We start from the raw sequence: 20793 nt of genomic DNA, 5'->3' as shown, positions 1-20793 counted from the left end.
GCGAAATTCGTCTCTCGCGGAGGCGCAGAGGACGCGGAGAAAGACAAATTGACGCGTCCAATCTGTCTGTCATTCTGAGCGGCAGCGAAGAATCTCGTATTTCCAAACAGATGAGAGATCCTTCACTTTGTTCAGGATGACATAAAGTAGTTTTTCAACAGCCAGTTAGGTTCATATTATTTTCTCTGCGAGCTCTGCGCCTCTGCGAGAAAAAGTTTTTAAGGAGTATTCGTTGTCCAAAGAATTCTTATTAGAGATCGGCACCGAAGAGATCCCGTCGAGGTTCGTTATCCCGGCGCTTGAGAAGATGAGAGAACTGTTCACCGCGCTTCTTGCCTCGGGGCGCGTTGCATCGCGCGGTGATCTGAAGGTCTACGGCACGCCGCGGCGGCTTGTCCTGTACGTTCCCGAGATGGACGAGCGCCAGGCGGATATTTCGAAGGAAGTGACCGGCCCTCCGCGAAAAATCGCTTTTGACGCAGAAGGCAATCCCACAAAAGCGGCGACCGTGTTCGCGGGGAAAAACGGCATCCCGGTGAGCGCGCTCGCGATCAAGAACACGGACAAAGGCGAATACGTGGTGGCGCGCATCGATGAAAAGGGCGGGGACACGGCAGCATGGCTCAAACAGGCGCTGCCGGGGTTCATCCTTTCCATCCCGTTCCAGAAGACCATGCGCTGGATGGACAAGGACATCCGGTTCGCCCGGCCCATCCACTGGGTGCTTGCCCTGTGGGGCGGTTCCGTGGTGGACTTCGAGCTGGGCGGAATCAGGAGCGGCAGCCTTTCACGCGGCCACCGGTTCATGAGTCCCGGCGCGTTCCTGGTCAAGGATTTCAAGTCCTATGCTGCGCAGATCGAACCGAACTTTGTCGTGATCGATCCCGAGGTGCGGAAACAGCGGATCATAACGCAGATACAGGACCTCGCGAAAGCACAGGGCGGTGCGGTGCTCGATGACCCGGGCCTGGTGGACGAGGTGGCGAATCTTGTGGAGTTTCCGGTCGCGGTCATGGGTACGTTCAACAAGGATTACCTCAGGGTGCCGAAAGAGGTCCTGATCATGGCCATGCGCGAGCACCAGCGGTATTTCAGCGTGGTAGCCCCTGATGGCAGCCTGCTGCCATGCTTTATCACGATCAGCAACACGCGGGCCGAGGACATGGAGATCATTCGTGCCGGGAACGAGCGTGTGCTCGCGGCGCGACTTTCGGACGCGGCCTATTTTTTTGATCATGACTCACGAATACCGCTGCATCAACACGTTGAAGGGCTCAATAAGGTCACCTATCAGGAGAAACTCGGTACGACCTTTGACAAGACCATGCGCGTAAAGACCCTTTCAGCGTACCTCGCGGGGCTTTTTAACTCGGATGTCAAGGTGGCCGAGCGGGCCGCCGAACTGTGCAAGGCCGATCTGCTGACCGGCGTGGTGGGGGAGTTCCCCAAACTCCAGGGTGTGATGGGCAGGCAGTATGCCCTCCTTTCAGGAGAAGATCCGAGGGTGGCTGACGCGATTCTTGAACATTACCTGCCTCGTTTCGCGGGCGACAAACTGCCCGGGACGCTTGAAGGAGTCTGTGTCGGGATCGCGGACCGGATCGATACGATCACGGGTTGTTTCTCCGTTGGTCTTATCCCGAGCGGGTCCGAAGACCCCTATGGCCTTCGAAGGCAGTCCGTCGCCATTCTGAACATGCTGCTCGAGCGCGGACTGCGGTTGTCGCTGGCCGATCTCATAGCCGAGGCGTGCAAGGCATACGACCTCGCGAAGCAGGATAAGTCCCGTGTCGGCTCAGACACGCTCGATTTCTTCCGTCAAAGGGTTGCCGGCATCCTTTCCGCGGAGGGCATCCGCTCCGACGTGGTGGATGCGGCGTTGTCGGTCGGATTCGACGACCCGCTTATCGCGCGGGAGAAGGTGCGGGCGCTTGACGGCCTCAGGATGTCGGAAGATTATCAACCGCTGGTCACGGCGCTCAAGCGGGCGGGAAATATCCTGCCGAAGGATTTTACTGGCACGGTCAAGAAGAGCGTCCTCAAACTGGACGCCGAGAAGGCCCTCCACGCGGCGTTCACGGAGATCAAGGACCGGGTGAAGGAGAAGACGGCGAAGCTCGATTTCCGGGGGGCGCTCGCCGACATCGCGTCGCTCAGGAGGCCGGTTGACGACTTCTTTGATACGGTCATGGTCATGGACAAGGACGACGAAGTGAAAGAGAACCGCCTGGCGCTTCTCGCCGGCGTTACGGGGCTTTTCGCCGGGATCGCGGATTTCTCGCGGCTGGTGCTGGGAACGGAAGAAACGAAGAATACATAAACCGGATCATGCCACGAAGACACGAAGGCACTAAGAAAAAATTTAACTTCGTGTCTTGGTGTCTTTGTGGTAAAAAAAAGAAGATGCCAAACTTTTTCAGGGAGGATAGTTCTATGGCTACAGGAAAAAAGTATATTTATTTTTTTGGTAAGGGTAAGGCCGACGGGACAGGGACGATGAAAGACCTGCTCGGAGGCAAGGGCGCGGGCCTCGCTGAGATGACGAATGCGGGTGTGCCGGTCCCTCCGGGGTTCACGATCACCACCGAGGTCTGCAATCTGTTCTATGAGATCGGTAATCGCGTGCCGGACGGCCTCGACGCGGAGATGCGCGAGTACATGAAAATGATGGAGAATGCCGTCAGCGGCTACCGGTTCGGCGACGCGGACAAGCCTCTGCTCGTGTCCGTGCGGTCCGGTTCCAAGTTCTCCATGCCAGGCATGATGGATACGGTCCTGAACCTTGGCCTGAACGACACCACGATCAAGGGACTTATCCGCATGTCCGGCAACGAGCGCTTTGCCTGGGACGCGTATCGGCGTTTTATCCAGATGTTCGGCAATGTGGTGATGGGCATCGAGAAGGACGTGTTCGAGCAGCTTATCCATGACGCGAAGAAGAAAAGGAAGGTTCTCCTCGACATCGATCTTACGGCAGGGGACCTGAAGGGGCTGGTGGACAAGTTCAAGGCCAAGGTGAAGCAGGTCATGAAGCGCGAATTTCCGCAGGACCCCTGGGAACAGCTTTTGATGGCGCGCGACGCGGTCTTCGGTTCCTGGAATAACCCCCGCGCGATCACCTACCGCAGACTGAACGATATTCCGGGCACCCTCGGCACGGCTGTGAACATCCAGGCCATGGTCTTCGGCAACATGGGAGACACCTCGGCCACGGGCGTCGGGTTCACCAGAGATCCTTCGACAGGGGCCAAGGAGTTCTACGGCGAGTATCTGACGAACGCGCAGGGCGAGGACGTGGTGGCCGGCACCCGGACTCCGCATCCCATCGCGGACCTTCAAAAAGAAATGCCGCAGGTGTACCGCCAGCTCCGCGATATCACGAACCGGTTGGAGCAGCATTACCGCGATATCCAGGACTTCGAATTCACGGTGCAGGACGGCACGCTTTACATGCTCCAGACCCGCACGGGCAAACGCACGGCCCATGCGGCGGTCAAGATCGCCGTGGACATGGTCGGCGAGAAGCTTATCTCCCGGGAAGAGGCGGTGCTCCGAGTTGAGCCCGCGTCTCTGGACCAACTCCTCCATCCCATCATCGATCCCAAGGCGAAGCTCCAGGTGATCGCCAAGGGCCTGCCCGCGTCACCGGGCGCTGCTTCCGGCAAGGTCGTGTTCACCGCGGACGAAGCCGTGAAACAGGCCAAGAAGTATCCTGTCATTCTCGTCAGGCCCGAGACCACTCCCGACGATATCCACGGGATGGACGCGGCCAAGGGCATCCTCACGGCGCGCGGCGGTATGACATCCCACGCGGCGGTCGTGGCCCGCGGCATGGGAAAGCCCTGCGTTGCGGGCTGTGAAACCATCAAGGTCGACCTGAAGGCAGAGAAGTTCACGGTCAACGGGGTGATCGTAAAACTGGGAGACAGCATCACCATCGATGGCGGCACCGGCCGCGTCATTCTCGGCAAGGTCCCGACCGTGGAACCCACGGTGAGCGGCGACTTCGGCACGCTCATGACATGGGCTGATGAGATACGCACCATGGGCGTTCGCGCGAACGCGGATATTCCGCGCGACGCAAAGATGGCGCGCCAGTTCGGCGCCGAGGGCATCGGGCTTTGCCGGACCGAGCATATGTTCTTTGCCGCGGACCGGCTGCCGTTCGTGCAGCAGATGATCCTCGCGAACGACACCGATGCGCGCGAGAAGGCGCTCATGAAGCTTCTGCCGATGCAGCGTTCCGATTTCAAGGGGCTCTTCGAGGCCATGGCCGGTTTCCCGGTCACCATCCGTCTCCTGGACCCGCCGCTCCATGAATTTTTGCCCAAGCGCGAGGAGCTTATGGTCGAGGTCGCCGTGATGCAGGCAAAGAAGGCGCCCAAGGCGTCTATCGCGAAGAAGGAAAAACTCCTCCACCGGGTCGAAGATCTGCACGAGTTCAATCCCATGCTCGGCCATCGTGGCTGCCGTCTCGGCATCGTGTATCCCGAGATAACCCGCATGCAGACCAGGGCCATCATTGAGGCCGCCTGCGAGCTGGCGAAAAAGGGCAAGAAAGTCGTGCCTGAGATCATGGTGCCGCTCGTGGGCATCATGAAAGAGTTCCAGAACCAGAAGGAACTGATCAAGGCCACGGCGGAAGAGGTGATGAAAAAGAAGGGGGTAACGATCGAGTATATGATCGGGACCATGATCGAGCTCCCGCGTGCGTCACTCATTGCGGATGAGATCGCGAAGGAGGCCGAGTTCTTCTCCTTCGGCACGAACGACCTGACGCAGACCACCTATGGCTTCAGCCGCGACGATGCGGGCAAGTTCATTGGTTACTACACCGAGAACGGCATTCTCGAAAAGGACCCCTTCCAGACCCTGGACCAGGAAGGTGTGGGCCAGCTCGTAACGATGGGTGTTGTGAAGGGCCGCAAAACCCGGCCAAACCTCAAGGTCGGCATCTGCGGTGAACATGGCGGCGATCCGGCGAGCGTGGAATTCTGCTACCGGACAGGGCTCAACTACGTGAGCTGCTCACCCTATCGCGTGCCGATCGCGCGGCTTGCCGCGGCGCACGCCAAACTCAAAGAGAAGGGCGTGGGCGGGTCGGGGACCAAGTAATATTTCATCCAAGTCTGAAAAGGGCGGCGAGAGCCGCCCTTTTTGTTTGCGCGAAAGCAAATCGATTATTCTTGACAAAAGTTAACGTCAATGTTAACCTCACGATGACGGAATGAAGCGAACTGTAATCTTATATTCAACTGCCGATGGCAAATGCCCGGTAAAAGATTTTCTCGATGCGTTGCCCGGGAAAGTGGCGCAGAAAGTCACCTGGGTTCTTCGACTGCTGGAGGATTTGGATGTTATCCCGGTAACGTATTTCAAAAAGCTGACGGGTAGCGATGAAATTTGGGAATGCAGGATTCAACTCGGTTCGAACGCTTATCGGCTATTTTGTTTTATGTTGAGTGGAACAGTTGTTGTTCTGACGCATGGGCTCAGAAAAAAGACTCAAAAGACGCCGAAAAGTGAAATTGATAAGGCGGAGGCGTATCGGAAGGATTATCTGCGGAGGCACAAATGATCAGTTTAAAAAAATATATTAAAGAAAGAAAAAAGCGCGACAGCGCATTTGCCAGAGGGTATGAAGAAGGGTATGAGTTGTTTAAAGTCGGAGTTGTTCTCAGGGAAGCTCGGGAGTCGGCAGGAATGACCCAGGATGAAGTGGCGAGGAAATTAAAAACCAAAAAGACGGCGATTTCCCGTATTGAAAACCATGCGGAAGACATTAAATTATCGACACTGGAGCGTTTTGCTTCAGCGCTGGGGAAAAAGTTGACCGTGAATATATCCGCCGGATTAGGAAACGGTGTTGCTGAGACCGCGGCCGATTATAAAGTCGTGAGATCAAGAAAAAGAATATGATTAAACGCAATGGAAAAATTTCCGACCTATGGAACTCAGATGACAAAAAAAGTTGGTAGGTCGGGTAGAGCATAGCGAAACCCGACTTCTCTCCCCCGTATTATCGTAATGACATGCCGGAGCTATCGAACATGAGTGAAATAATTATCTACGAAGACGCTGACGGACAGAGCGCGGTTCAGGTCCGGCTGGACGGTGAGACGGTATGGCTGACGCAAAAGCAGATGTCGGAACTTTTTGAGACAACGCCCGAAAATATCACTATGCATCTGAAACGCATATTTGTGGACGCCGAACTCAATGAAGAGGCAACTACTAAGGATTTCTTAGTAGTTCAAGCCGAGGGAAAACGACAGGTTTCCAGGACAATCAAGCATTACTACCTTGACGCCATTATTCCCGTGGGTTACCGGGTGAATTCAAAGCGCGGCTTTCTTGCTCGATAGGGTCCGGTGCAAAAATATGAATATACGATCTCTCGACGAAAAATACATGCGCATGGCGCTCAGGCTGGCCGAAAAGGCCAAAGGCCGCACGAGTCCGAATCCCATGGTCGGCGCCGTCGTGGTGAAGGGCGGCCGGGTCATCGCCAGCGGATACCATCACAAGGCTGGCGAACCGCATGCCGAGGCGATCGCGCTCAAAAAGGCGGGGACGAAAGCCAAGGGCGCCACGCTTTACGTGACGCTCGAACCATGCTCACACACGAACAAACGGACGCCGCCCTGCATACCGCTCGTTCTGCAGAGCAAAGTGAAGAGGGTCGTGGTATCCATGATCGATCCGAACCCTCGTGTTTCCGGAGGCGGCATCAAAACCCTGCGGAAGGCGGGCATCGAAGTCACCACCGGTGTGCTGGAGGCGGAGGCAAAAAAGCTGAACGAGGCGTACATAAAATATATCACGACCGGAACGCCCTTCGTTACTCTCAAGATCGCCCAGACCCTTGATGGCAAGATCGCCACGGCTTCAGGCGAGTCGAAATGGATCACCGGCGGAAAGGCGAGAGAAGAGGGGCGCAGACTGCGCGACCGCAACGATGCCATTCTCGTCGGCATCAACACGGTCCTGAAAGACGATCCTTCCCTTACCACAAGGCTTCCCGGAGGCCGCGATCCCATCCGCGTTATTGTTGATTCCAGGCTCAGAACCCCGTTGAAGGCAAAGGTCATCACTCAGCGATCATCGGCAAAGACCTGTATTGCAGCGCTCGAGAGCATGCCGAAAGACAAGCTCGTCAAGCTTCTGGACGCCGGCGTGGAAATACTGTTGGCCAGGGGAAGGAAAGGGCATGTGGATCTGAAATACCTCATGAAAATGCTCGGCAGCTTCGGGATCACGTCCGTGCTTATTGAAGGCGGGGCCGAGGTGAACGCATCGGCGCTGAAGTCGGGTATCGTCGACAAGGTCGTCCTGTTCATCGCGCCCATGATCATGGCGGGAACGGACTCCCTGTGCTGTATCGGCGGCAGTTCTCCGGCAACGCTCAGCCGGGCGGTCAGGCTCCGGGACGTCACCTCGCGAAGCGTCGGGCAGGACCTGATGATCGCAGGGTATATCATCAAGACGCGCTGATTTCTTAGTGCGATAACTCCCGCCGCGACCTGAAGTATTTGATTATCAGGTAGATCGTCACGACGGTCAGCGCGATAACGATCACCCAATGCGCCATGCTCTCCATGTCCTTCTGAATATGTTCCAGGCTGTTCCCCCCCGCGTAACCGATCCCGACCATGAGCGTGATGGTCCCGAGCGCCGAGACCGCATCAGTAAGAATGAATTTCAGGTATCTCATCCTCATGATTCCCGCCACGAGAAAGATCTGGCCCCGCAGGCCGATCACCTGCCGTCCGAACAGAATGATCAAGATCCCCCGGCGATTGAACATCTTTTCCAGCGATTGAAGTTTTTGCGGCGAAAGGAACCGGCAAAACCAGCGGTGGGTAACGATCAAACGGCCGTATTTCTTCCCGATATGATAGATGATCGTGTCCGCGATCAGCAGACCTGCATACACCATGATGAGCGCGCGGAAGGGCGGTATTACGCCGTGGGAGATAAGGTAACCGCACAGGATGAGCGTCGCGTCTTCGGGAAAGGGCAGTCCTATCGCGCCCAGGATGAGCAGAAGGAAAAGTCCGATCAAGGGAAATTGCCCGGAGAGCAGAGAAATGTATTCCACGTTTTGACCCTCTCGCGGTGGTCTACAGGGTGTGAATCAGATACAAGACCAGAAAAAAGCCGATCGCAAGGATCGATATGGCAAGGAGCACACTTAAGATGATCGACGGTTTATAGGTATCTTCGTCAATTTGACGCTCCACCATCTTGTACCGGATGAACGCCAGTACTCCCATCACGACGCCGAGACCGACGAGAACGATCCCGATGATCGGCGAGTAACCCGCGGTCGGGGGAACAGTCTCCCTCCCCAGGTAATACCCCATTTGCTTCACGAAGAGCGAGAATTTTTCCACCACAAACCCGAAGGCCATGATCGCGATGCTTGTCCGTATCCACGCGAGGAACGTCCGCTCGTTCGCCATGTGGACGCGGCGGTTGCGGATTCCTGATGGTTTTATTTCGTCAGGAGTTTCCTTCATGCCTTGTTCCCGTATCTTCTCATCATCTACCCCTCACTGTGCATGTTGCACCTGCATGTCACCCTCCGATGATCGTGACTATCCCGCTCCTGATCATCTTGACGGCAATGGCCGCCAGGATCAGGGCCGCGACCTTGGCAAAGGCGCGCGATCCGTTGATGCCGATGAGTTTTATGATCCGGTCCGCCTGGGAAAAGATGAGCCAGGCCAGGAGAATGTTCAGCACGAGTGACAGGATGACAGGCGCATATCCGTAGCTGCCGACGAGAACCAGGGTCGTCGTGAGCGTGGCCGGACCCGCGATGAGCGGGGTGCCGAGCGGGACCACGCCGAGCGTTGGGCTGATATTTATTCTTTTCTCGCCCGCGCGTACGATATCGAGGACCGCGATGATCATGAGCACGATCCCGCCCGCGATCATGAAATCCTCGACCATGATGCCGAGCGCGGTGAAAATTGCCCTGCCGATCAGCACGAAGCCGATGGTGATCAGGAATGCCGTGAGGATGGATTGCCGGACGATGATCTTGCGTTCGTTTTTCTTCATTCCTTCGGTCATGGCCACGTAGAGCGGGAGCACTCCCGGAGCGTCCAGCGCGACCATGAGGGGAATGAGGCAGAGCAAAAAAGGATTGAGTATGTCCATGGCGATCTCCCAGAAGAGAGTATAGCTGATATCGCGCGAGGTGTCCAGCGTTGAAGAATGTTTTGAGGGCAACGCTGTTCCGGACGATCAATGCTATAATAGTCACATGCTGATACTACACCTGCACTTCTTCGTCATCCCCGAATGTTTCTATCGGGGATCCAGGTTTTATTCAAGATAACAAAAGATCAAAGACACTGGATTCCGGCTGGTATCATACCGGAATGACGACTAAATGGAACAAGTCATAAAAAAGTTTGATGCAGTCTTTATTAAGACTATGATCAGTCAATGAATAAAATAGGGAAGGGGGTGAACTCCATGAAAAAAACATGGGTATGATTGACCGGGTAGTCCGCGTGATCTTCGCGATTGTGGTCGGTGTCCTCTATTTAGCGGATTCCATCAGCGGCACGGCGGCCCTGATCCTGGGCCTTCTCGCCGTTATCATGCTGGTGACGAGCATTGTTGCTTTCTGTCCGCTTTATGTGCCGCTGGGGATATCAACGTTGAAGAAAGAAAAGTAAGTTGTGTGCATAAAAAAGGCCGCTTCTCATAAGAGGAGCGGCCTTTTTCGTTAATGCGGAGGTGTTACCACTTCATCTCACTATCGTGTAATTTGTCCGTTCCGTAAAGGTGGCAAGTAAAGGCACAATATTTACCTGATGTGTTATAAACATTAGTCATTGTCTGTCCAGACTGGAGCATTATTGTTGTATTCAGATCATTAAAATGGACAGTCGCAAGCTTTGAAGTGTCATGGCAGTCGATGCAATCGGCTCCCACGTCTACGAGATGTTTTGAGTGCTCTCCCGAGTCATAGCTGTTGTACTGAGATGTACCGAAAGCATGGCATGACGTGCATAGCGTGATCGTGCCAGTAAGCCAGCTTGGCGTTGTCTGGCCTCCATGGCAGCTGACATTGGAACAAGTGAAACCGCCTGCATTATACGAGGCAGTACCGGTCTTTGCATTATAGGTTGTCCCCAGGAATGCGACATTGACCACACCACCGCTGTAGTCGTGATTCGCAGTGTTTGTTCCCGCCCCGTTGTGACAGGTATTACAGACGCCGGTGATGTTCGCAAGGGCATCATGCTTGCCGTGCTTGCCCGCGACGTTCGGAGAAACCGCGCCGGTCGGAGGTTTGCCGTGGCATGACGTGCAGTTTGTTTGTGTCAATGGCGATCCGGCCGTATGGCACGTTGAACATGCCGGACCCGCACCGCCGGCGAGAGCCACACCATGGCATAGAACGCAGGCATTTGTCATATTGCCCGCTGTCTGATGGCTGGTCGCAGTTGCCCACTTCCAGGGCACAGGATGCGCGGTATTCGTTGCATGGCATGAGGCCCCTTCACAGCCGGTAGCGAGGCTGCCTTTGGCGACATTGAATCTCGGGTTGCTTCCCGCGCCGCTGTTGGATGGATCGGCGTGACACGCCTGGCAGTATGTCAGGTCCGCCTTTGCAAGAGGTCCGTGGAGCGTGGGATCAATGAACGGCACTGCGTGAGGAGCGCCGACATCCGCATGGCAAAGGGTGTTGTTGAAACAGCCGGGCGATGCAATCGGGTCATAGGGTGACGGCTGAACCGTTGAATTGGCCCCATTGGTATGGCAAAGGGCGCAGACCGTGGCATTATTCGGGTTTGTTGACGTGTGGGTCCTCGTTCCGCCCCTCCATGGTATGGGTGAGTGCGGAGCATTGACGCCCGATCCATGACATCCCGCCGTGTTCAAACAGGTCTTCAGCGCAGTTCCCCCGGCAAAGTCGTTCCCATGACAGGTTTGACAGAGACTGAATCCTGCTGTCGCCCCTGGCGTTCCTTTTGCGGTCACACCGTGGGAATCCGGGTTCTGCCAGCCTACAGGATGGACCGGGGTAGAGTGGCAGAGCGTGTTATTGAAGCATCCGGGAGCTGCCGCCGGATCAAACGTCGAAGGTTGAACAGAAGAGTTTGCTCCATTCGTATGGCATGAGGCGCAGATCGGGGCGTTGCTTTGATCAGTGTTCACGTGGGTCCGCGTCCCGCCTCTCCAGGGCGCGGGAGAGTGCGGCGCGTTGACGCCGGCCCCATGACAGCCGGCTGTGTTCATGCAGGTGATGTTGGACATTCCCCCGGTGAAATCATCACGGTGGCATTCCTGACAGGTGGAAAAACCCGTAGTCGAAGTAACGGCTGCCTTTGCGGCCGCACCGTGTGAATCAGGTGTTTCCCATGCTGCGGCGTGTCTTCCCGTTTCCGGATTGATCAGGGACCGGGGTGATCGTGCATCGCTGCATCCAACGGAAAGGAGCAGCAGGGCACCGCCCAGTGCAACTCCGGCTTTCATGATTATCGGTGACATACGATACACCTCTCATTATTCTGACGACCATGGCAGGGGACACAGGATGCAGGATTTATCTTGCCGTCAATTTTATGCTGGTTCAGATAATCGCCCCGGTGCGGCAAGTCCCGTCCCGGGGATTCCTTAAACTTGTCGCTCGGCTTGATCTCTTCCTTGTTCGTGTGGCAGTCGGCGCAGAAGGACTCCGCATGGCAGACTTCGCAGGCCTGTTTATGCTGAGACGCGTAGAACTTGTGCTTTCTCATGTAACCAGACCGGTGATCAAGGTGGTCCAGTGCCGCCCTCCAGTCGGTATGACATTCGCTGCACATTTGCGTGTCTCCGATGTTTTCGGGGTGCTTCAGTGCGGTGTTCCGGTGAACGGCACAGGAAAACAGCAGGGCGCCGGTCAGGGCCAGAATTACAAGGATGATCGTCTTATCATGGGTATTCATCATGAGCTCTCCTGAAGAGGTCGTCTTAGGGTTTCCTGGTGCTTTCGCCTTTTTTTGACCGCAGGCTGAGCATTTTTCATCCCGGATTCGTAATGGGCGTCAAAAGAATACACAAACGTGGCCATGCCGCGGACATCACGTTTAAACTCAGGGCCCCTGCTATAGTGCACATCGGCCACGAGCCGTGCTTTCGGCGTAAGGGCAAATCCCAGCGCCACAGAAGCACTGTCCGCATTATTGACCCCGTTGATCTCCTGCTTGTAGGCAAGATGAAGAAACTGCAACGTGACGTCCGCCCTGGCGATTTTCCGGGACACGTATGCTCCCAGCTCATCATATTTCAGACGATCGGTCGCGCCGTCCATACGGTGACCGCTGACCCCCATGCCGGTGGATTCTCCGGCATAGGCAATTTTCCCGCCGTAGTAGTCGGCTATACCGGCAATGCGGTAATGAAAGTTCCTGTAATCTGCTACCGCGGTGATCGTGCTGGTGACGGCATAGTCTATCGATCCTCCGGTCGCTGTCATCGTTTCATTGGGATCGATGAAAGGGAAGGTGAAGGCGCTCACGGTCATGGAGGAAAAGTACTGCTGATAATCGACTTTGGTGTACTCGCCATTCAGGCGCAGATCGCCGAAGGGACCGATGGTCACATAATAATTGTGCTGCATCCAGCCGCGACCGATGGCATTGTACGAAGACATTCCCTGAATTTCCAGCGTCGATACCGGCCGGAGCCAGATATCGACACCTTCTTCTCTCCTGAAGCTGTTCCCACCGTTTTTTTCATCGAGATGAGATACGCCGAGGATGAAGTATCCCGGGATCCACTCTGAGATCCTTCCGCCCACGACCGAGTCGCCTCTCCTCGTGTCAAATCCTGTTTCAACGGGGCTTCCTCCATAGAGCGCGATGGTGAGCCCGCCCTTCAGTTCAGTACGGGCATGAACACCATCGACCAGTAGGGAAGCCACACCCTCATTCACCCGCACCCTGCCGAGATCGAGCTGTGTGTTGCCGGCCCATCTTTTTATGCTGAGATAAGCGTACTGGAGGTCATCGTTGGATCTGCCGTTGTAGCTCTCGTTCTGCAGATCATGGCGGTACCACCCGCCGAAGTTGAATGACACGGAATCCCTGGCTGAGTTGTCCACCCGGAAATTGAGGTATTCGTAGAGCGGCATCAACTGCCTGGAGTCCGCGGTCTCCCGGCTCAGCAGGTAGGTCCGGGATTGGCCGGTGACGTCAAGGGCCGAAGCGATCGAGGAGATCGAAATGAACGCAAACAAGATAGAAAACCAGATATATGAACGTATTCGCACGTAGGTACGCCCCCCTGTAATAGTGAAGCTGATGTGACCGGAAACCATCATTCCGGCTGTCCGGGCCTGCGACAGTTCGTGTCTCTTTTTGTTGAAAAAACCGTTGATGCAAGAACAGTCTGAGCATTAGAAAAAATACATAACCAACCGTGATGGTTCTCTGAACAAAATAACGCTCAGATTGGAATTAGTCAAACTCTAGTTCAAATTTGAGACGCACTATGACTGTCCGAATAGGCGCCTGCGTGCGGTGGTTGTAAAAAGATGCTTACAATACCTGCATCACGTGTTTAATGATGTGATCATGATCACCGTGGGCGCGATGAGGTGTCATTTTCGCAAAGCCCGGGTATGACGAACCATCCGGCGGAGGTAAGAGGGGACTTTGAAAGGGGAAAAGAAAAAATTCGTTTATCCGGATGATCGCGGATAAGAGCCCGAGGCCAGGGCTGACTTCATCATCACTAAGATCGGTGAATATCAGTATCCATCGTCGGGGCTGTTCTCTGGGATCCGGGATGAGATCGCTTTTTGCGGGAAAGACATTCGGGGAGATCCATGCACGTCGCGGCTGAATGCTTTGAAGGAAGGATTACAGGCTCTTCGAGGTTTTGCGCTTGAAATTATTCTGTTTTGAAGGATCGTCGGTAAGTGTGAGCGCGCCATCTTCGCCATAGTACATATAGATGGTGTGCCGCGCTCTGAATGCCAGTTCTTCGCCATTGTAGAGCTTCATGATCTTTTGCACATAATTCTGTGTTTCCCGGTAGGGCGGGATGGTCCCCCATTTTTTCACCGCCGTCTCGCCTGAATTGTATGCCGCAAGCGCGAGCCGCAGGTTCCCTTCATAGCGGTCTATCAGATACCGGAGGTATTTCACGCCGCCGTCGATGTTCTCATGGGGGTTGAATGAGTTGCCGACGTTCATCACCAGAGCGGTCTGGGGCATGAGCTGCATCAGTCCCATTGCGCCTTTTCGTGACAGCGCATAGGGGTTGAAATCAGATTCCACTTTCACAACCGCGTGCACGAGCGCGGGGTCGACGCCGTGGCGGCTGCAGGCGGTATTGATAATATCGATATAGGCGCTTGGAAGGTTTGACGATGAGAGCTGCGTCCGTGACGCGGCGGAGGAACGCGCCTGGGTTTTCATGCGTTGTTCTGCCGTAACCGTTGATTTCAAGCGCTTATATTTTTTGGCACTGCCGACGCCCACATTGCTGAAATGGACCACGCCGTTCTTATCGGTGTACTGATAGATATCGGCCATGCCGGCACGCGGCCGGCAAAGGAAGAACAGCAACGCAATGCATATCAATATGAGTGCAGCCTTCCGCTTCATCACGACCTCATTGAGATGAGAGTGACAAAAAAACGATCTTAACCTTAGCCTGACGCCCATTGATGTAATTATAACTCAAAAAACTGTTTTTGGCAACAAAATATAGGCCGCCTGTCAACCCTTTCTTTGGTTAGGGCATGATGATCTTTACAAAAGAATGGCATTTTGCCCTCAAGGTTGTCTCCAACCAGCCGAAGATGCTATAATTAACTTGACAATATCGCTGCTCTCCTTTAATATGCATTTCTTATCGCGGGGTGGAGCAGTCCGGTAGCTCGTCGGGCTCATAACCCGAAGGTCGTCGGTTCAAATCCGGCCCCCGCTACCAACCTAATCAAGGGGTTACAGCATTTGCTGTAGCCCCTTTTTCTTGCCCTGTGATAAATTTGTGCTAATACTGTCCAATCTCTTTCATCCTTCCCGCGATAACTGCAGATAACTTAAAATCGCAAGTCTTGTTCGGTCCTCGAGGGGGTTGCACTGCTTCTGCTCATGGGTGGGGCGTGATTCATATGTACACGCGTGAACAGGCTATCGAAGACGGTCAGTTGCTCGATGTGAGCGATACGCCAGAGGCGCGCGAGGCTGGCTTCAAGGTTCCGGTCTGCATCACCGTGGGTGTACATGCGCTCGTACAGGTGCCGGAGCTGCTCTCCGGCTGGCAGGACTACAGCGGGCGGCTATGGGATACGCTGTTTCTGGCTGCAGCGGCTTTCAAGCGGGCAGGGGAGAAGACCCTCGTGCCCTTCGAAGTCATCTACCAGACAGATCTGCGCCGGTCTGCTACTGTCACGCTGTGGCTTTGCTTTTCAGAGTATGAGGGATTCACGGTTCTGCTGCCGGAGGAGTACTAACCTGCTAAAAAAGCTCTTGCATAAATGTAGCTTATATGCTACATTGCTTCCTGTGGAAGCCTTTCTCTACACGATATCCTATTATCTGACCGAAGCGGGCGGGAAGCCGTTTAAGGAATGGCTCGATGGCCTTAAGGATATTGTGGCGCGGCAGAAAGTTCGTATCCGGCTCGATCACGCCTTGGCGTGACAACCTCGGCAAGAATCGTTCTGTCGGAGAGGGCGTCTACGAATTGAAAATCGATTACGGTCCGGGATATCGGGTGTATTACGGACTGGACAAGAAAACCGTGGTCCTACTTCTGCTGGGCGGGGACAAGTCATCTCAGAAAAAAGACATCACCCAGGCCCGTACGTTTTGGGAGGACCACAAGAGGAGAAAGAGCAATGGCTAAGAAAACGACAACCTATCAAGAAGACCTCATCGAGGCTTTGAAGGATCCCCGCGAGGCTGCCGCCTATCTCAGTGCGGCGATGGAAGAAAGTGACCGGGCGCTGTTCCTTCTTGCCCTGCGGAACGTGGCGGAGGCGCACGGCGGCATGGCTGCGGTTTCTGAAAAGGCGAAGTTGAACCGGGAGAGCATGTACCGAATGCTTTCCAAAAAAGGAAATCCCGAGATCAAGAGCATCCTTACCCTGCTGCACTCCATGGGACTGAAAATGTCTATCGAGCCTAAGATTAGACCGTCGAAGTCATTAAAGATTAAAAAGGCGGCGTAAGACAGGCAACGTGTCGGTGCTTTTCGCCTGATTAAATGCGACCGTCGTGTTGAAAGCGCGAAGGTCAGTGCCTTTTTTCGTGTGATAAAAATGTGATAAAAAATTCCTTTTAGCACGAAATCACCGTAAAAGGCATAATCATTGTAACGCAGATAACGACTCGATTATCAAAGCAAAACGGGAAACCAGGATTTAATCAAAGGTCTCTAAAAAATGGCTTTTTGCCGCTCATAACCCGAAGGTCGTCGGTTCAAATCCGGCCCCCGCTACCAAATAAGTCAAGGGGTTACAGCATTTGCTGTAGCCCCTTTTTCTTGTCAATGAGGAGACGTTTTGGGATCCGCGGTCTTTGCTCGCGGACCTGGGCGCCGACTGATTGTAGATACACATTTTCCCTCAGTTCCATCCCGCAATCCGAAGTTATACTGGCCGATCTTTGTAGTCTGTTCTCTGAACCCTGATCCCCGACCCCTGAATTCAACACCGTTAATGTCTTTGACAAATCCCTTCTTTTATAGTAACTTTGCATCCGGAAACCTCGCCTATGCATATACAACCCGACCCAGCATACGCTTCAGGCGCAACACGGTTCGTGCTTGTCGCGGACAACGACGCCAACAACCTTGTCTTCATGTCCATGATCCTCCAGCGGTTCGAATACCCTGCCTGTTCGGCAAATAACGCCCAAAGGGCCCTTGAGATGGCAACCGTATCAGCGCCGTCCCTTATCATTGCGGAAATGAATCTCAGGGGAATGAGCGGCCTCGAACTGATGGGCCGGATAAGGCAGGAGCCCGTTACCCGTACCGTGCCGGTCATTATCATGACACGGGAGCTGACTCCGGAACTCGAACAGCAGTGCCTTCAGGAAGGTGCGGCGGGCTGTCTCAACAAGCCGGTCCAGGCAGATGATCTATACCGGATGGTCCATCCGATCCTCGAGCCCGGATCGCGCCGCAGAAACGTCCGCATCCGGACCCGTCTGTCCGTTATTGTGGATGGCGCGCCGCTCGATTTCGATCGGGGAGAATGTGCGGTCATGCTCTCCGCGAAAGGCATGTATATACGGACGCTGAAGTCCTATCCGCTGAACGCGCCGGTGTCCATCCAGATCAACTTCTACGGACAGATCGTCTGGGTGGATGCCCGCGTCATTTACCGCGACACGGACCGTGCGGGAATCCCGGGCCTGACCGGTGTCGGACTGCAGTTTCAGAATATCATGCCGCGGGGAGGGGAGATCATCCGCCGGTTCATCAATGACGAGGTCACCCACGGGCTTGCCCCCGGGTGGGCATGAGGGAATGAGCGCGGTCGCGGTAAAAGATGGAAGGAAGAACATGATGGATCGCAGGGAACTGATCAAAAAATACAAGAACAGCATCCAGCCGATGGGGATCGTTCAGGTCAGGAACATCAGGAACAACCGCGTGTATCTTACGGCAAGCGCCAATACCCCGGGCACGATCAACAGCATCCGCTTTCAGCTCAAGATGGGGACCTTTCTCCCCAGTGCCGGCCTTGCACAGGACTGGAAGGAGCTGGGAGAGCAGAACTTCGTTATGGAGGTTCTGGACGAACTCAAGCCCGTTGATGATCCGGGGTACGATTACCGGGACGATCTGAAAGCGCTTGAGGAAATGTGGCTGGAGAAGCTCAAGCCATTCGGAGAGCGCGGATATCACTGACAGAGAAGTAAGATATAAAAATTAAGAAGGAAGAATTAAGACCTTAATTATTGCGTTTGCTATAATTGGCGACTTGAACTCAAACGTTATCTGGGATACCAAGCACCCGCGCGAACTGAATCACTCTGCCCTGGTTGTGCTCTTGTCAGAGCTGGGTCTGGTCAGCGCATACCACTCCTTCTGCGGAGAGGCACACGGGAAGGAGACCAGGCCTACCTGCTACTTTCGCTGGAACGAGCAGCAGCCATTCCACATAGATTACTGTTTTATCCCCGAGACATGGACGAAAGAAGTGCGCCGCGTTGAGATTGGGTCATATGACAACTGGAAACAACACAGCGATCATTGTCCACTGCTCGTAGAGCTTGAGCGCCCTGCACTCCAAGCGGAGAACTCAAAACTTTGAACATGTTTTTACTGCCCTATGCTCCATGCTTTACCGATTTCACTCCGCACTCCGCATCCCGCACTGCATCTTCCCTCTGCAACTAACAGAAGACAATAAATATGATATAATACCTATATACACTATATCCAGGTGCACAAAGGAGGAGTACGATGGGAGACAAGGGCGGCAAGAAGGACAAAGATAAGAGCCAGAAGCAGAAAACAGTGAAGCATGTGCATGAAATGCAGCAGAAAAAGGACCATCAGACGACGAACACGCTTCAAGTAAAAAGCGGCCTTTTAGGATCACGTCTTGTATCTTGACGATCTGATTCGAGAACCCATAGGAGGTGTCCTTTATACGATTATCTGGTCTTTTATTTTGACATTTCCCTTTTCCGCTATTGTTTGGCCATAGTGGCCTGCTTGCTCCGGGAACATCCGGTCCGGAAAACAAACGCACGCGCAAGACGCCACCCGGGTCTCCTCTGGAGCATATCGTACATCCCTTGTCATTTCAGGCTCTTCTGACTTTCATGTGAGTGGAATAAGCATCTATATGACTTATTATGTAGTATTGGCGCCCATATTTCATGTTTGTCACCTTTCTTGCGTGCCCAAGAAAGGGACCCAAAGAAGGGCACCCGGCGAAAATCCTTTACGGCATGCTCGGTCGTCCTCGGTACATTTCGGAAACTCGCCCTTTGGGCTCAGACAGTCCGAAATGTTTAACCCTCGGACTCGGTCGCATGCCTAGATTTTCGCATGGGAAGCTTTTGGTGAAACGTCTTTAAACCAACCCCGCATGTCCCCGAAGCGGCCCTGTGCAACATGCACATGGGGTCCGTTCAGGCCACGAAGGGATATGCAAAAAAAAGATATAGGGTGAAAAAAGACCCTCACAAAAGCCGAATGATCCTCATTTCATAGATACCCGGCCGGTTGCGCCGTACGTGGACCATTTATTCTACCTGCGAATGTATCGCTCATGACGTATAATAATAAGCACCTCTATAATAACGACACGACGCGACAGGGGATGCGAACGATGGGAAATACTTTAACGAGCTACACAGACGACAACCTAACGCGCGAAGCGCTCGCCAGGGTCGGATCGGAACGAACGCTTCATGAGATCTACGGCCTCTTTTACGGAGGCCTGGCCGCGCCGGATCCAGCCGATCCTGGAGAGTATCTGCCCGTGATCTTCGAGGAAGACCCTGCCGATCCTGTTTCAGAAGAAGATGCTGAACAACTGAGTAATAATCTGCTGTCGCTCTGGAACTTCATTGCCCAATGGAAGCCGGAAGTGGCCCCCTTTTACTTTCCGGAGCAAGAGTATCCGGACAATTATCAGGGCGTGCTGCAGCACCTGACCGACGATGCGTCGATAGTGAAATATTTCATCGTGGGGCTTAACCTGGGCGGAACGGAAGAAGACGATTTTTCAGCGGATGCTGTCGATGCGATGCATGAACTCACGAAGGCGTTCGCGAGATTGGAAAAGAATATCGCTGTGTGTGCGGCATTGGACCCGACGGCAGGAGCGGGGGACCCGGATTCAGCAGCAACGATGCTGGACGAGATCGAGGAGATCATCGCCGACAGTTTCGCGCGGGTCTTCATCGGGCTGAAAGATGCGAAGCGTTGAACAGAAAGCCTTCGAAACATCTTGGGATTTGATCTTGAAATATACTCAGTGAGTGACCATGAGGCTTCCCGGCCGCGAACGTTCCTTGACACTCATCAACGCCTGCGATAGACTTGGTATGTTCAGGTGCGTGTAAAGGCAACAAAAAGGGGGCTTGCCATGAAGAATAACACCATAGGCGTTGTCATTCTCGTCGTAGGAATTGTTCTGCTGGTACTGGGATTCAATGAGTACGGAACCTTCGGGTCTCGTGCAGGCAGGATGATGGGCGCCGGCGTTTCGGATAGGGTCCTCTTTTTGTTCATCGCGGGAGCCGCATGCACTGTTTTTGGGCTCATGAAGACGCTGAAGAAATAATAGTCAAATAGTCAGGCTCAGAATCAGAACATCTTAGGAACCGGTCTTTACGGTTTGCCATTTCAATGGGGCTTTGATATTTTTCTCCCATGGCCCTCCTCTACGCGTCGAATGCCCTGTGAACCTATATGGTCACGTCTGGTATCTTGGCAAGGGAACCTCATCGAGTTGTACTTTCTGACAATTCATCATGTGCGGGGTTGTTGAGTGTAAGAGGTGTCACCTCTTACCGGGCTGTTGCCCAAACCGATTGTGTGCTTCGACAGGCTCAGCACGAACGGACAAAGTTCATAATATCAAAAGCTATACCGTTCGCCCTGAGCTTGTCGAAGGGTGAAAGGGGTTTGGGCAACAGCCCGTTACCTTATGAAATGAACATTATCACAGGAGACCTGATAATCATATGAAGGCACCTCAGCATACCAGAGCGCATCGGCACTCTGGTATGCTTCAAGGAAAGAGTCCAATCTAACCTTGGAGGTGCTGTATGAAATTGTACACTGGATTAGATCTAC

General features: G+C 54.1%; 20 protein-coding genes, 1 tRNA gene and 2 pseudogenes. 16 read left to right on the top strand and 7 right to left on the bottom strand.

Translation table 11 applies throughout. The features are described 5' to 3' along the window. Positions 1-232: 232 nt before the first annotated feature. The 6 genes and pseudogenes from glyS (at position 233) to ribD (ending at position 7494) form a co-directional block, all read left to right on the top strand. Positions 233-2320: a glycine--tRNA ligase subunit beta gene (gene glyS, locus M0R70_07810; GenBank protein ID MCK9419265.1), complete on the top strand. Its 2088-nt coding sequence runs from the start codon at positions 233-235 to the stop codon at positions 2318-2320. A 113-nt stretch (positions 2321-2433) separates the two neighbouring features. Then, positions 2434-5115 carry a pyruvate, phosphate dikinase gene (gene ppdK, locus M0R70_07805; protein MCK9419264.1) on the top strand — a complete coding sequence of 894 codons (2682 nt, stop codon included), beginning with the start codon at positions 2434-2436 and terminating at the stop codon, positions 5113-5115. 112 nt (positions 5116-5227) lie between these two features. Further along, positions 5228-5578, top strand: a complete 351-nt coding sequence (locus M0R70_07800; GenBank protein ID MCK9419263.1) for a type II toxin-antitoxin system RelE/ParE family toxin — start codon at positions 5228-5230, stop codon at positions 5576-5578. Next, a pseudogene (locus M0R70_07795) lies at positions 5575-5844 on the top strand (helix-turn-helix transcriptional regulator). The gene M0R70_07800 and the pseudogene M0R70_07795 overlap by 4 nt, the downstream one beginning before the upstream one ends. A gap of 206 nt (positions 5845-6050) precedes the next feature. Then, on the top strand, positions 6051-6365 hold the full coding sequence (locus M0R70_07790; GenBank protein ID MCK9419262.1) for a virulence RhuM family protein: 315 nt from the start codon (positions 6051-6053) through the stop codon (positions 6363-6365). A 16-nt stretch (positions 6366-6381) separates the two neighbouring features. Next, entirely contained in the window at positions 6382-7494 is a 1113-nt protein-coding gene (gene ribD / locus M0R70_07785; protein MCK9419261.1) for a bifunctional diaminohydroxyphosphoribosylaminopyrimidine deaminase/5-amino-6-(5-phosphoribosylamino)uracil reductase RibD, read from the top strand. Positions 7495-7498: 4 nt separating this feature from the next. Here ribD and M0R70_07780 read toward each other — a convergent pair whose 3' ends face one another. From M0R70_07780 to M0R70_07770, 3 genes are read right to left on the bottom strand one after another with little or no spacing between them, the layout of a single operon-like run. After that, a complete protein-coding gene (locus M0R70_07780; GenBank protein MCK9419260.1) occupies positions 7499-8101 on the bottom strand; it encodes a DedA family protein in 603 nt (200 codons plus the stop codon). Between the two features lie 22 nt (positions 8102-8123). Beyond that, positions 8124-8522, bottom strand: coding sequence for a DUF202 domain-containing protein (locus M0R70_07775; GenBank protein ID MCK9419259.1), 399 nt, complete (start codon positions 8520-8522; stop codon positions 8124-8126). A 58-nt stretch (positions 8523-8580) separates the two neighbouring features. Continuing rightward, on the bottom strand, positions 8581-9240 hold the full coding sequence (locus M0R70_07770; GenBank protein ID MCK9419258.1) for a MarC family protein: 660 nt from the start codon (positions 9238-9240) through the stop codon (positions 8581-8583). A 260-nt stretch (positions 9241-9500) separates the two neighbouring features. Between M0R70_07770 and M0R70_07765 the strand changes: the two genes are divergently transcribed. After that, positions 9501-9695, top strand: coding sequence for a DUF2892 domain-containing protein (locus M0R70_07765; protein ID MCK9419257.1), 195 nt, complete (start codon positions 9501-9503; stop codon positions 9693-9695). Positions 9696-9759: 64 nt separating this feature from the next. Here the strand turns inward: M0R70_07765 and M0R70_07760 are convergent, their stop codons facing one another. The 4 genes from M0R70_07760 to M0R70_07745 form a co-directional block, all read right to left on the bottom strand. Beyond that, complete coding sequence (locus M0R70_07760) at positions 9760-11517, bottom strand: CxxxxCH/CxxCH domain-containing protein (protein ID MCK9419256.1); 1758 nt, start codon at positions 11515-11517, stop codon at positions 9760-9762. Next, positions 11505-11957 carry a cytochrome C gene (locus tag M0R70_07755; protein MCK9419255.1) on the bottom strand — a complete coding sequence of 151 codons (453 nt, stop codon included), beginning with the start codon at positions 11955-11957 and terminating at the stop codon, positions 11505-11507. The genes M0R70_07760 and M0R70_07755 overlap by 13 nt, the downstream gene beginning before the upstream one ends. Next, complete coding sequence (locus M0R70_07750) at positions 11954-13279, bottom strand: hypothetical protein (GenBank protein ID MCK9419254.1); 1326 nt, start codon at positions 13277-13279, stop codon at positions 11954-11956. The genes M0R70_07755 and M0R70_07750 overlap by 4 nt, the downstream gene beginning before the upstream one ends. A 592-nt stretch (positions 13280-13871) precedes the next feature. Further along, positions 13872-14621 carry a lytic transglycosylase domain-containing protein gene (locus tag M0R70_07745; GenBank protein ID MCK9419253.1) on the bottom strand — a complete coding sequence of 250 codons (750 nt, stop codon included), beginning with the start codon at positions 14619-14621 and terminating at the stop codon, positions 13872-13874. 251 nt (positions 14622-14872) lie between these two features. Here M0R70_07745 and M0R70_07740 point away from each other — a divergent pair. The 9 genes and pseudogenes from M0R70_07740 (at position 14873) to M0R70_07700 (ending at position 20278) form a co-directional block, all read left to right on the top strand. Then, positions 14873-14949, top strand: a tRNA-Met gene (locus M0R70_07740). 184 nt (positions 14950-15133) lie between these two features. Then, positions 15134-15475: a hypothetical protein gene (locus M0R70_07735; GenBank protein ID MCK9419252.1), complete on the top strand. Its 342-nt coding sequence runs from the start codon at positions 15134-15136 to the stop codon at positions 15473-15475. A 52-nt stretch (positions 15476-15527) separates the two neighbouring features. Then, a pseudogene (locus M0R70_07730) lies at positions 15528-15870 on the top strand (type II toxin-antitoxin system RelE/ParE family toxin). Then, positions 15863-16195, top strand: a complete 333-nt coding sequence (locus M0R70_07725) for a putative addiction module antidote protein (GenBank protein ID MCK9419251.1) — start codon at positions 15863-15865, stop codon at positions 16193-16195. The pseudogene M0R70_07730 and the gene M0R70_07725 overlap by 8 nt, the downstream one beginning before the upstream one ends. A gap of 544 nt (positions 16196-16739) precedes the next feature. Continuing rightward, on the top strand, positions 16740-17495 hold the full coding sequence (locus tag M0R70_07720; protein ID MCK9419250.1) for a response regulator: 756 nt from the start codon (positions 16740-16742) through the stop codon (positions 17493-17495). A 4-nt stretch (positions 17496-17499) separates the two neighbouring features. After that, a complete protein-coding gene (locus tag M0R70_07715) occupies positions 17500-17883 on the top strand; it encodes a GIY-YIG nuclease family protein (GenBank protein ID MCK9419249.1) in 384 nt (127 codons plus the stop codon). A gap of 558 nt (positions 17884-18441) precedes the next feature. Next, positions 18442-18594, top strand: coding sequence for a hypothetical protein (locus tag M0R70_07710; GenBank protein ID MCK9419248.1), 153 nt, complete (start codon positions 18442-18444; stop codon positions 18592-18594). Positions 18595-19318: 724 nt separating this feature from the next. After that, the gene (locus M0R70_07705) at positions 19319-19921 is read left to right on the top strand and encodes a UPF0149 family protein (GenBank protein ID MCK9419247.1); all 603 of its coding nucleotides are present in this window, start codon (positions 19319-19321) and stop codon (positions 19919-19921) included. A 159-nt stretch (positions 19922-20080) separates the two neighbouring features. Beyond that, entirely contained in the window at positions 20081-20278 is a 198-nt protein-coding gene (locus M0R70_07700; protein MCK9419246.1) for a DUF3185 family protein, read from the top strand. Positions 20279-20793 lie beyond the last annotated feature (515 nt).

Source organism: Nitrospirota bacterium (assembly GCA_023229435.1).
Classification (GTDB): Bacteria; Nitrospirota; UBA9217; order UBA9217; family UBA9217; genus JALNZF01.
The sequence above is the reverse complement of the archived record's forward strand: the minus strand, read 5'-3'. Positions and strand labels throughout refer to the sequence as shown.